The organism is Pseudomonas sp. IPO3774, from assembly GCF_013386835.1.
In the GTDB taxonomy this organism is placed as follows: domain Bacteria; phylum Pseudomonadota; class Gammaproteobacteria; order Pseudomonadales; family Pseudomonadaceae; genus Aquipseudomonas.
In genome coordinates, this window is the sequence record NZ_JACAQY010000080.1 from 1 (window position 1) to 11,287 (window position 11,287).

At 60.4% G+C, this 11,287-nt stretch carries 10 protein-coding genes; 6 read left to right on the forward strand and 4 right to left on the reverse strand.

The window, feature by feature from the left end; all coding sequences use genetic code 11:
* Positions 1–63: 63 nt before the first annotated feature.
* Positions 64–1,194: a catalase family protein gene (locus HYE77_RS32295; protein WP_177070598.1), complete on the reverse strand. Its 1,131-nt coding sequence runs from the start codon at positions 1,192–1,194 to the stop codon at positions 64–66.
* A gap of 31 nt (positions 1,195–1,225) precedes the next feature.
* Complete coding sequence (locus tag HYE77_RS32300; RefSeq protein ID WP_177070600.1) at positions 1,226–3,037, reverse strand: di-heme-cytochrome C peroxidase; 1,812 nt, start codon at positions 3,035–3,037, stop codon at positions 1,226–1,228.
* Positions 3,038–3,283: 246 nt separating this feature from the next.
* On the opposite strand from HYE77_RS32300, the gene HYE77_RS32305 reads away from it, so the two are divergent.
* The 5 genes from HYE77_RS32305 to HYE77_RS32325 all read left to right on the forward strand — a co-directional run bounded on the left by HYE77_RS32305 (position 3,284) and on the right by HYE77_RS32325 (position 6,124).
* Positions 3,284–4,024 (forward strand): FKBP-type peptidyl-prolyl cis-trans isomerase, encoded by a 741-nt coding sequence (locus HYE77_RS32305; RefSeq protein WP_003211122.1) that lies wholly within the window; start codon positions 3,284–3,286, stop codon positions 4,022–4,024.
* A gap of 454 nt (positions 4,025–4,478) precedes the next feature.
* Positions 4,479–4,934 (forward strand): YkvA family protein, encoded by a 456-nt coding sequence (locus HYE77_RS32310; protein WP_003211120.1) that lies wholly within the window; start codon positions 4,479–4,481, stop codon positions 4,932–4,934.
* 97 nt (positions 4,935–5,031) lie between these two features.
* Positions 5,032–5,370 carry a helix-turn-helix transcriptional regulator gene (locus tag HYE77_RS32315; protein WP_003211117.1) on the forward strand — a complete coding sequence of 113 codons (339 nt, stop codon included), beginning with the start codon at positions 5,032–5,034 and terminating at the stop codon, positions 5,368–5,370.
* Positions 5,367–5,738 (forward strand): hypothetical protein, encoded by a 372-nt coding sequence (locus HYE77_RS32320; protein WP_003211116.1) that lies wholly within the window; start codon positions 5,367–5,369, stop codon positions 5,736–5,738. Before HYE77_RS32315 ends, HYE77_RS32320 begins: the two co-directional genes overlap by 4 nt.
* Positions 5,738–6,124 (forward strand): sel1 repeat family protein, encoded by a 387-nt coding sequence (locus tag HYE77_RS32325; protein ID WP_102606421.1) that lies wholly within the window; start codon positions 5,738–5,740, stop codon positions 6,122–6,124. The genes HYE77_RS32320 and HYE77_RS32325 overlap by 1 nt, the downstream gene beginning before the upstream one ends.
* A 1-nt stretch (position 6,125) precedes the next feature.
* Here HYE77_RS32325 and HYE77_RS32330 read toward each other — a convergent pair whose 3' ends face one another.
* Together HYE77_RS32330 and HYE77_RS32335 are read right to left on the reverse strand one after the other, a co-directional pair.
* Complete coding sequence (locus tag HYE77_RS32330) at positions 6,126–7,904, reverse strand: bifunctional diguanylate cyclase/phosphodiesterase (RefSeq protein WP_023659268.1); 1,779 nt, start codon at positions 7,902–7,904, stop codon at positions 6,126–6,128.
* Positions 7,905–8,016: 112 nt separating this feature from the next.
* Positions 8,017–10,098: a carboxy terminal-processing peptidase gene (locus tag HYE77_RS32335; RefSeq protein ID WP_023659269.1), complete on the reverse strand. Its 2,082-nt coding sequence runs from the start codon at positions 10,096–10,098 to the stop codon at positions 8,017–8,019.
* A 138-nt stretch (positions 10,099–10,236) separates the two neighbouring features.
* Here HYE77_RS32335 and HYE77_RS32340 point away from each other — a divergent pair, with 138 nt between their 5' ends.
* On the forward strand, positions 10,237–11,199 hold the full coding sequence (locus HYE77_RS32340; RefSeq protein WP_177070602.1) for a zinc-binding dehydrogenase: 963 nt from the start codon (positions 10,237–10,239) through the stop codon (positions 11,197–11,199).
* Positions 11,200–11,287 lie beyond the last annotated feature (88 nt).

Below are 11,287 nucleotides of genomic sequence, written 5' to 3' on the forward strand. Positions count from 1 at the left end.
TGTAAGAGCGGAACCAATAGCGGCCATAACCGCAGCAACGGATATGCACCCCACACCGCGGAGCTACAAATTCCGGCTATGCCGATAATCACTGACCGCCTCATACACCGCCTTACGCAACCGGTTAATCCCCCCAATCGGCCGATGCGCCTCCACCCCAAACCACGGATTAAACGACTGATTATCACAAGCCAGATTCAACGCCGGCGTATCAAAATCCTGCGCCGGAATCACCACCTTGGCCACCGTCTCAAACGGCGCATCACTCTCTTTCCATTCAATGCTGGTGTCCTCGATCGGCATGAACTTCTGCGGATTCTGCCGCTGAATCTGCAACACAAAACACGCCGCCACCCGGTCCGTCGACAATTGCTGATTCAACGCACTGCGCAAAAAGTTCGGCAGGTCCTGATTCTGTTCAGGCAGCACATACGCAGGACACCCCTGGGGATCCGGCGCCACCCGAAACTTCGCATTCGCCGCCCCGAACTTATACGGCGACACCGAGAAATACGTCGTCTGCGTAGGACTCACCGGCGGCGGCGCCAACGTCGCCAGCGCGATAAACAAATGCCGCACCTGCCAACTGCGCGGATCCACCCCGGGGAAAAACGCCATGACTTTCTTGCCATCGGCCTGAGCCGAAATGTTCTGCGCATACTCCGCCACATCACTGACGAAAAAATTCGGATGGCTGAACATCACAAAGTCCTGCTCACCCCGCGCCTGCTGATCCGCCAGCAGCTGTTTGCCTGGCACGTCCAGCAACTTGATCGCCATCCCCCGGGCATCCCGGATGCTGTCGAACTGCGGATACGCATTGCCGTTGGACAGTCGCATCATCGCCTGCCAGGTCTTGCCCGGCTCGGCGAACACGCCCTGGCGCAGGGCCGGGTCGAGGTCCGCCAGTACGCTGACCTCGGCCTTCACGCAGCCATGGGCCTTGGCATGCGCATCCCGCAGGTAACGCGTGCCTTCGCGGTGCTGGTCGACGATGCGCACGGCGGTCTGGATGATGCCCTGGGTCATGGCCGCTTCACCCGGCGGGATCTGTTCATCCGGCGATACCGGGCCGCTGTGCTGCCAGGCAAACCACAGGGTGGACAGCAACCAGCCCAGCAGGCCCAGGCCCACCAGCCACAACAGGGTCTTGCCGAGAAACGCGCCGAGGCGCAGCCAAAGTCGAGCGAGCATTTAAAAATCCTTTTCTGCGAAGTCGGTTGGGTCAGGGCAGTTGCTGTTCCAGCGGGCCGCCCAGCACTTTCAAATATTCCAGCAGCGCCCAGCGTTCCTGGGGCAGCAAGCCTCGGCCAATCACCCCGTTGCCACGCTGCCCGGCACGGAATTCGTGGCCGCTGTTGTGGTTGCCGGTGATGCGCGTATCGAACAGGAACGCGTTGGGGAACGCGGCGGTTTGATAGCCCAGGTGGCGCGGGTCGTATTCGAAGGTGCCTTTATAGAAGGTCGGGCTGCGCTCGTCCTGAGGCGAGAGCAATTGGTAGATCGTCGGCACCGAGCCGTTGTGCAGGAACGGCGGTGTCGCCCACACCCCGGCCAAGGGCCGTGCCTTGTAGGCACGCAATTCGCGTACGCCGATCGGCAGGCCGAAGCCGTCCAGGCGCGGGCGTTCGGCAGGTGTCACACCGGCGGCACGGTAGGCGTGGTCTTCGACAAAGGCGGTGATGTAGGCCAGGCCTTTGGCTGAAGAGAGGCTGCGCAGGTCCAGCGGCTCGGTGGGCGTGGGGTGCAGTTCGACGTTCATTTTCGCCAACTCCGCCGGGTCCCATTGCAGGGCGCTGAGGTCGAAGCGGTGGTCAGCGATATTGTTGGCAGTAGCGGGGTCGGTGCCGATCACCTCCACCGGGAGCATTTTCAATTGTCGCACCGGGCGGCCATCGACCTGGGACACCGCTGGCACGTGGCAGCCGGCGCAGTTTTCCGCGAACAGTGCGCGACCCTGGGCGGCCAGCGGTTTGTCGATGGCGCCGAACAGGTCTTCGGGCCAGGTGGGGGGCTTGAGCCGTTGCAGGGTTTCTTCGATGGTATTCAGGTCGCGAACCCGCACGCTGGAGGCGTAGCGCGCATCGCCCTGGAGCGGCTGGCCGGCGCTGTCGAAGAAGTCCAGGGTGGCGCCGACGCCCAGGGCTTCGCCGATATTGCGGGCCATGGGTTGTTGGGCCGAGCCGTTCCATTGCACCCAGTCGAAGGTCCAGATGTCCCACAGTTGCGGGTAGTCCACCGGGGCGTTGGCGATGCGGTAATTGTCGGGGGAAATGGCGTCGCCGAAGCTGGCGTTGGCGATACGGCCAAAGGCGTCGGTGCGGCCCGGGCCTTCTTCGGTGGGGTAGAGGCCGCGGTGGGTGTCGTTCCAGGCGACTTTGAGGAAGTTGTTCAGGGACTTCTTGAAGTCCTGGCGCAGTTGCGCTGCGGTCTGGTCGTTGTAGTCATGGCCCAGCACGGTGCGGGCAAAGCGCTCGAATTTCCACGGGTTGTAGTAGGTCGAGGCCAGGCTGGCGACCAGTGCCTGGCCGAAGCTGCCGCCGCGCAGGGTCGGCACGCTGGACGGCAGCACATGTTGCGCCGGGCCACCGTCGATCCGCAGGCCCTGGCCTTTGAAGTTCAACTGGCCGGTGTGGCAGGCGGCGCAGGTGATGTCGAGGAACTCATCATTGCTGCCGGCATTTTTATGCCGGGCGAAACCCACCGGCAGGTTGCCGGGGTTCTGCGCGGTGGGCACCTGCTTGGGGTCTACCAGAAAACCAAAGCGCGCCAGGTACTCGGGCGTGGCGAAACGCTTTTCGGAGAACGGCAGCTCCAGTGCGGTAAACCAGGCATAACGCAGGCCCTTGACCTGGGTGCCCTGGGGCGTGAAATAGTAGGTCTGGCGATCTGCGGCGCTCCATTGATCCTGATAGTGCACCTGTTCCACCGGCACGTAGACCGGCAGCTTCGGGTTGACCACGTAATAGAGCACCACCGCCAGGACCAGGCCCAGCAGTATGAAAATCATCAGCAAAACACGGGAAAAAATGCGCAAGATAACTATCCTTGTCGAGTTGTAGCGTTCTTATGCCATCAGGCCAGCAGTGCGGCAAGTGGCCATGAGTCTCGTTCCAGCGCTGCTGCCGTCCGTTGCAGGGCCCTGGATTGAATGAAAATGCTTTTAAACACGTGAACTTATCAGAAGTTTCCTGCTCACATGCCGGTAGCCATTGGTCGTGGCCGCCTGATAAGCTCGCGACTTTACTCGAATGCCCTTTTGGCACACGAACAAGGAAATAGCATGAAACAGCATCGGTTGGCGGCGGCGGTGGCCCTGGTTAGCCTGGTACTTGCGGGTTGTGATTCGCAAACCAGCGTAGAGCTGAAAACCCCGGCGCAAAAAGCTTCCTACGGTATCGGCCTGAACATGGGCAAAAGCCTTGCTCAAGAAGGTATGGATGACCTGGACTCCAAAGCGGTAGCCCAAGGCATCGAAGATGCCGTCGGCAAGAAAGAACAGAAGCTGAAAGACGACGAGCTGGTCGAAGCCTTCGCCGCACTGCAAAAACGTGCTGAAGAGCGTATGGCCAAGATGAGCGAAGAGTCGGCAACCGCCGGCAAGAAATTCCTCGAAGAAAACGCCAAGAAAGACGGCGTTGTCACCACTGCTTCCGGTCTGCAATACAAGATCGTGAAGAAAGCGGACGGTGCTCAACCCAAGCCTACCGACGTAGTGACTGTTCACTACACCGGCAAGCTCACCAACGGCACCACCTTTGACAGCTCCGTGGATCGCGGCAGCCCGATTGACCTGCCGGTCAGCGGCGTGATTCCGGGTTGGGTCGAAGGCCTGCAACTGATGCACGTTGGCGAGAAGGTCGAGTTGTACATCCCGTCCGACCTGGCCTACGGTGCCCAGAGCCCGAGCCCGGCGATTCCAGCCAACTCCGTGCTGGTATTCGACCTGGAACTGCTGGCCATCAAGGACCCGTCCAAGGCAGACGCTCCTGACGCACCGGCGGCTCCTGCTGCCAAGAAGTAATCAGCACCTGAACACACAACGCCCCGTCTCGACGGGGCGTTGTTGTTTCTGGCCTGTGCGATCGTATGCGATCGTTCCCGCGCTCTGCGTGGGAATGCATCCCGTGACGCTCTGCGTCACCATTGCGCATTGCTCAAGCCTAGCGCTAACAGCAAGCGCGGAGCGCCACAGGCGGCATCCCCACGCAGAGCGTGGGAACGATCAGTTGAATCCACGGCAAATTCAACCGAACCCATGCGGGCTAGAGCAGTCTGATAAAAGACCCGAGTACGGGTAGACGCAGATTATCTCCAAGTCAATGAATTCTTGGGTTTTTTTTATGTGCGCAAAAAACGCCCGATCTGACTGTAGGCCTTGTATTACGTGGCTTTCAGCCTGGAAAATAGGCTCTGTTCACAAGGTTATCCACAATTTGTGTGGATAACCTTTTCTGTCGCCTGGAACTGGAGTGACGATGAAAGCCCCGTTTAATTTCACCCGCTTCCTGCCCATGGCTGCTCGCCTGCTTGGCCGTGGGCGCTTGCCGACGTTGCTGTTCGCGGTCGCCGCCAAAGGCTCGAGCCAGGGCAACCGGCTGGGCAAGCTCAAGGACGACCTCAAGCTGCTCCAGGCCTTGTGCCTTGCCTACTGGCGCGGCGAGTACCGGGCCATCAGCCCCAAGGCGCTGATTTCGGTAGTGGCAGGGTTGATGTACTTCCTGAGCCCGATTGACGCGATCCCGGACTTTATCCCGGTGTTCGGCATGCTCGACGACATTGCTGTGCTGGCGTGGGTCATGAAGACCCTCGACGGCGAACTGAGCGCCTTTCGCGCCTGGCGCGAGCGTCAGCTCCCCGAGAAACTTGCGGTGGTTGAGCGCCTTCCTGCGACGCCTCAGCTGCTTACGCAAGAACACCTGAAAAAAAACTGAACCTTGGGAATATCCCCCTGCGCTCTTTGTGGCTGTTAGGATTACACTCCTAAGGAAAGTACTTACGAAGTAAGTGTTGTGATCCTACGGGGCAGTCATGGATATTCAGATAATTACAAAGGATGGCGAGCCCGAATATGCGGTTCTGCCATGGGCTCAGTATCAGGCGCTGTTAAAAGCCGCCGGTCAGCAACAGCCAACGCCTCCCGCTTCGACCATTAGCCAAGCCACTGCCGAACCGGATCTGCGCCCCCTGGAGCAGCTGCGAAGCCTGCGCGAGGCCAAGGGCCTGGCCATCGAGGTTCTGGCGCGCACAGTGGGCATCAGCCCGTCTTACCTGGGCCTGATCGAAAGCGGTGAACGCCAGCCGGACGCTGCCATCCGCCGCAGCCTGGCCTGGGAACTTGGCGTTGCAGGTTGGAGGGACGAAACGTGAGCGTACGCATCAGCCGTCAACATTGGGATGGGTTACTCAACGAGCTGGACCAGGCGCGCCGACAGCGCCACCTCTTGACCTACCGCGCCTTGCTGGAGCGCCTGCAATTTCCCACGCCGGCCATGCAGACCCTGACGGCTGCGCTGGAGCACCTGGCGGCGCTGGATGCCAAGGCCGACCAACCACTGCGCAGTTCCCTGGTGATCAGCCAGGGCGCCAGTCGCCTGCCACGTACCGGTTTCTTTGAATGCGTGGAGCGTCTCGGGCGCTTCTGCGGGCCGTCCGATGGCGTGGCCGCGGCGTCGTGGCACGCATCCGAAGTGGTTCGAGTATTTGAATACGATTATCCCGAGTCAGCGGAGGCGTAGTGTTCTGGAAGCTCAAGGCGTATGCCAGTTACTGGCTGGCGCGCAAGTTGTTTCATTGGTCCTGGTTCGTGCGACAGCCGCGTGGCTGGCAGTGGCTTGAAGGCCAGTTCGCGCGCATGGCCAATCTGGGCGACGTAGGAGCACAGAGTTTCTACGGACATATTCTGACGTTTCGTGGCAAGGGCCTTGGCGCCCGTGAAGAAGGCGTGCGACTGTTGCGGCTGGCGGCCCTGGCCGGCGACGGCAAGGCGGCCTACCAGATTGGGGTGTTGAGCTTTGCGGGCAGCCTTGGCAAGGCGCCTGATCCGCTGGAAGCGGCACGCTGGTGGAAAATCGCCGCCCGAGCCGGGCACCCGTTGGCGCAGATGCGCCTGGAGCAACTCTGATCTAGAGCGGCTGCGGTTCTGCCTGGCCCAACTCCAGGCTGTCAATCACATGAATGCTGTAGCCCGCCACGTTCTTCGCGTGGTGCTTGGCTTGCGAGGCCAGTTCTGCCAACTGGCTGGCATCGAGTTGTCCACAGGCCTGTGGATACAAATGCACCACGCCGATGGACAGCGACAGCAGCGCAAACTCCTGGCGCACGCCCTGGCGGTTCAGTGCAACGAAACAGCCCGCGTCCAGATGCTCGCTGCGATAGAAGCGCCGGCACTGGGTGTGGAAGTCGTCCAGCAGCTGGTTCAGCCGCTTGCGCCAATCCTGCGGCCCCAGCACCAGCAAAAAGTCATCACCGCCGATATGCCCGACGAAGTCGCGGCTGGGGTCTACCCGGTCGTTCAGGCATTGCGCCAGGCACAGCAGCACTTCATCGCCCCGGCCATAGCCGTAGATATCGTTGAATGGCTTGAAACTGTCGATATCGACGTAGCAGATCACAGACTCGCGTTGTTGCTGCAACAGCCGCGTCAGGCACTGCTGGATGGGGACGTTGCCCGGCAGCAAGGTCAGCGGGTTGGCATAGCGTGCCTGCTGGATTTTCAGCTCGGTAATCAGCTTGAGCACATCGATCACCCGGCCCAGCCCCAGATAATCGCCGTTGAGGGTGATGATGAAATCTTCCTCGATCCGCTGGCGTGCGCGACTGGTGAGCAGGCGGCTGACCTGCTGCAAGGACTGGCTCAGTTCCACCGCGAGAAAGTCATCACTCATCAAGCGGCTGATGGGCTTGCGGGCGAACAGATCGGTGGCGAACGGCTTGAGCAGCGCATCTGACAGCGAGTGCCGGTGCACGATGCCAATCGGGTGGCCACGCTCATCCAGCACCGCCAGGGAATTGAGGTTGGCCTGGCGCCGGAAGGCTTCCAAAACCTGCGCCGTGGCAGTGTGCTGGCCCACGGCCGGTTGTTCGTTGAGCAGGGCGCTGAGGTCGCTGCCTTCGTCGTTCAGCGCGACGTTGGCGTTGTCGGGCTTGGGCAGCATCAACCGCGCTTCCTGCGGCGGGTGTTCCTGGGGGCGGCAGAGCAGGTAGCCCTGCACCAAGTCAACGCCCATTTCCGTGAGCACCGCCAACTCTTCCGGCAACTCGATGCCTTCGGCGATGACCTGGGCCCGGGAGGCCTTGGCAATTTGCAGGATCGAGCCGACAAACTCGCGCTTGAGGGCGTCCTGGTGGATGCCGTCGATAAAGTGTCGATCGATCTTCACGTAGTCCGGGCGCAGCTCCGACCACAGCCGCAGGCTGGAATAGCCGGCACCCAGGTCATCCAGGGCAATCGAAAAGCCCATGGCGCGGTAGTGGTGCAGCGCGGTTTGCAGCAGTTGAAAATCGTCGGTCGGGGTTTGCTCGGTCAGTTCGATCACCACCTGGCTGGGCGGGATGCCGAAGTCGCTGAGCAGTTGCAGGGTACGGCCGGGCTGGTGGGCGGTCTCCAGCAGGGATTCGGGTGAGACGTTGAGAAACAGCTTGCCCGGCAGTTTCTGCTCGCTGAACCGCCGGCAGGCACTTTCCCGGCAGACCATCTCCAGCTCACTGAGACGTCCGGCGTGGCGGGCCACGGAGAACAGTGCGACAGGGGAGTGCAACGGGCTGTTGGACGGACCGCGACTGAGGGCTTCATAACCGATGACGCGTCGTTCAGACAGGGAAATGATGGGTTGGAACAGGCTGTGCAAACTGCCTTGAGCCAGGATTGAGCCCAATGCATTCAGCTGTTCGGTCATGGTCATGATTTTCTCGGGTCGAAAAAAAAGGACCTGCTTTGGCAGGTCCTTCATTTCACGACAGAATGATGTCTATTTGATGACACTCCGAGGAGCGTTCACATTAAATCGCCATCATTTACTGCTTGGCCACCGTCTTGCTGATCTTCAAGTAGTCCAGCAGGATGCGCCCGGTCTCGCTCAGGTAGGCATCATCTTCCGGCTTGGTTTTATCAGGCTCGGCGGCGATCGCGTCTTCGTCTTCTTTCTTCAGTTCCTTGAGCGGGGCTTCGCCTTTGGCCTTGCGGCGGGCGTTCTCCAGCACCAGTTGCTGATTCTCGATGTCGGTGTGCTGCGCACGACGGTCGGCTTCGTTCAGGCTGACGGTTTTCTCTTCCATCAACTTCTTGGCCAGGGCCAGTTTGTCGCGGATGAAGATGAACTCGGCATCCTTGGCGGAGCGGGCTTCGTGATCAGCTTTCAACTCTGCGATGTACGGTTTGAACGGGTCTACCGCAGGCTTGATCGCAGGACGGATAGTGTCCCACGGCATCGCCTCGGGCAGGGCGCTCTCGCCGATTTCCTTGGTGTCGATGATCGACGGGAAATCGACGTCCGGCAGTACGCCCTGATGCTGGGTGCTCTGCCCGGAAACCCGGTAGAACTTGGCCAGGGTCAGTTTCAGCTCGCCATGGTTCAGCGGCTGGATGGTCTGCACGGTACCTTTGCCGAAGGTCTGGCCGCCGATGATCAGCGCACGGTGGTAGTCCTGCATCGCGCCGGCAAAAATCTCCGAGGCGGATGCCGAAAGGCGGTTGACCAGCAACGCCATCGGCCCTTTGTAGAAGGCGCCCGGGTTCTCGTCTTCCAGCACGTCGACACGGCCGTCAGCGTTACGCACCAGCACGGTCGGACCCTTGTCGATAAACAGACTGGTCAGCTCGGTGGCCTCCTGCAGGGAACCGCCGCCGTTGTTGCGCAGGTCGATGACCACGCCGTCGACTTTTTCCTTCTGCAATTCTGTGAGGATTTTCTTAACGTCGCGGGTGGTGCTCTTGTAGTCCGGATCACCGGCGCGGAACGCTTTGAAGTCCAGGTAGAACGCCGGGATCACCACCACGCCGAGCTTGTAGTCCTTGCCATCCTGCTTGAGGTTGAGGACTTGCTTCTGGACGGCCTGGTCTTCGAGTTTCACCGCTTCACGGGTGATGGACACGATCTTGCTGGTCTGGTCGTTCGGTGCGTTGGTGTGCGGAATCACTTCCAGGCGCACCACGCTGCCTTTCGGCCCGCGGATCAGCTTGACCACTTCATCCAGGCGCCAGCCGACCACGTCGACCATCTCTTTGTCGGCCTGGGCCACACCGATGATCTTGTCGGCCGGGGCAACCTGCTTGGTCTTGTCGGCCGGACCTGCCGGCACCAGACGCACGATCTTCACCTGGTCGTTATCGCTTTGCAGGACGGCACCGATGCCTTCCAGCGACAGACTCATGTTGATATCGAAATTTTCCGCGTTATCTGGCGACAGATAATTGGTGTGCGGGTCGTAGGACATTGCGAAGGTGTTGATGTAGGCCTGGAAGATATCTTCGGCACGGGTCTGATCCAGACGTGCCAGCTGATTCTTGTAGCGCTTGGTCAACAGTTCCTGGATGGCCTTCGGCTCTTTGCCGGCGATCTTCAAGCGCAGGACTTCATCCTTGACGCGCTTGCGCCACAGGTCGTCCAGCTCGGCCTCGGTGGTCAGCCAAGGAGCGTCCTTGCGGTCAACCAGCAAGGTCTCTTTCTTGGTGAAGTCGAACTTGTCGACACCTTTGTCCAGCTCACCAATGGCGAAGTCCAGACGCGCTTTGACGCGGTCCAGGTAGCGCTTGTAGATGGTGAAGCCGGGCTGCAGGTCACCGCTCTTGAGGAAGTCGTCGAACTGCGTCTTCCACTTGTCGAACTCGGTGATGTCGCTGGCCAGGAAATAGCTGCGCGAGGGATCCAACAGCTTGAGGTAGCTGTCGTAAATGATCACCGAACGAGCGTCGTCCAACGGCGGCTTGCTGTAATGGTGGCGCTTGAGCAACTCGACGACGTTAAGGCTGGCAATCACCTCATCGCGATCAGGCTGAAGGTTGTCCCAGCTGTTGGCTGCGAACGTATTGCTCGACAGCGGCAAAAGGCCGATACCGATAAAAAGAGCGAGGGCGGTGCTGGGGAACAAATGCTTCATGCTGATTCGACGCGGGGGCAATTGATAACGCATATTAGGCCGTCTTTGAAGTCGCCGGTTCCATATGGGCCGGTCGCATAATGCAAAAAGCCCGACGCTACAGCAACGGGCTCAGTCCAGACTCACTATGGAGGCACTGTGAAAGCATTGCAAGGCGTTGAAGGTCATGTGGAGTGGCAAGAAGAGCCAAGTCCTACATGCGATGTAGGCCAAGTACGCATTCGCGTGGCGGCTGCGGGCCTGAATCGCGCCGATTTATTACAGCGTTCGGGGCTTTATCCGCCACCTCCCGGTGCCAGCCAGGTGCTGGGCCTGGAGTGTTCCGGGGTGATCAGCGAAGTCGGCGCCGGTTCGTCGTGGCAAGTGGGGGATCGGGTTTGCGCCTTGCTGGCTGGCGGCGGGATGGCTGAAGAAGTGGTGGTGGATGCGCGGCATGTGCTGCCGGTGCCGGAGGGCGTATCCCTGGTCGAAGCGGCCGGGTTGCCCGAGGTATACAGCACCGCGTGGTTGAACCTGTTCCAGTTGGCGGGCCTCAAGCCCGGCGAGAAGGTGTTGTTGCATGCCGGTGCCAGTGGGGTGGGCTCGGCGGCGATTCAGTTGTGCAAGGCGTTTGGCAGCCCGTGTTGGGTCAGCGTGGGGTCGGCGGATCGCCTTGCGTACTGTGAAGCGCTGGGGGCTCAGGGGGGTGTGGTACGTACTGACGGCATCGAGGGCTTGAGGGATTTTGGACCGTTCGATGTGATTCTTGACCCGGTGGGGGGGAATTACGCGGCGCTGAATCTCAAGCTGGCGGCGCGTGATGGGCGCTGGGTGTTGATTGGGTTGATGGGGGGGCGTGAGGCGCAGATCGATCTGGCGCAGGTGTTGGCCAAGCGTGTGCAGGTGTTGGGGTCGACGTTGCGCAGTCGGGATGATCAGTTCAAGGCTGACTTGTTCAGTGACTTGAGCCAGCATGTTTGGCCGTTGTTTGCCGAGGGGCGCTTGAGTCCGCAACTGGCCAGGACGTTTCCGATCAAGGATGCCGAGGCTGCGTTTGCGGAGCTGGCGACTAATCGGATTTCAGGGAAGCTGGTGTTGGTGATTGACGAGAGTCTGACCTGATTTCAGATGCGACATTTGTGTTGGGGGGAGTTGGGCTGGGTGTATATCCGTTATTTTCGTAACGGCGACTATTGGTTCCGCTCTTACA

Excerpts from the sequence above, each read along its gene's own strand:
- HYE77_RS32295 (WP_177070598.1), bottom strand. The coding sequence starts at position 1,194 with ATGCTCGCTCGACTTTGGCTGCGCCTCGGCGCGTTTCTCGGCAAGACC.
- HYE77_RS32305 (WP_003211122.1), top strand. The coding sequence starts at position 3,284 with ATGAAACAGCATCGGTTGGCGGCGGCGGTGGCCCTGGTTAGCCTGGTA.
- HYE77_RS32310 (WP_003211120.1), top strand. The coding sequence starts at position 4,479 with ATGAAAGCCCCGTTTAATTTCACCCGCTTCCTGCCCATGGCTGCTCGC.
- HYE77_RS32315 (WP_003211117.1), top strand. The coding sequence starts at position 5,032 with ATGGATATTCAGATAATTACAAAGGATGGCGAGCCCGAATATGCGGTT.
- HYE77_RS32330 (WP_023659268.1), bottom strand. The coding sequence starts at position 7,904 with ATGACCATGACCGAACAGCTGAATGCATTGGGCTCAATCCTGGCTCAA.
- HYE77_RS32335 (WP_023659269.1), bottom strand. The coding sequence starts at position 10,098 with ATGAAGCATTTGTTCCCCAGCACCGCCCTCGCTCTTTTTATCGGTATC.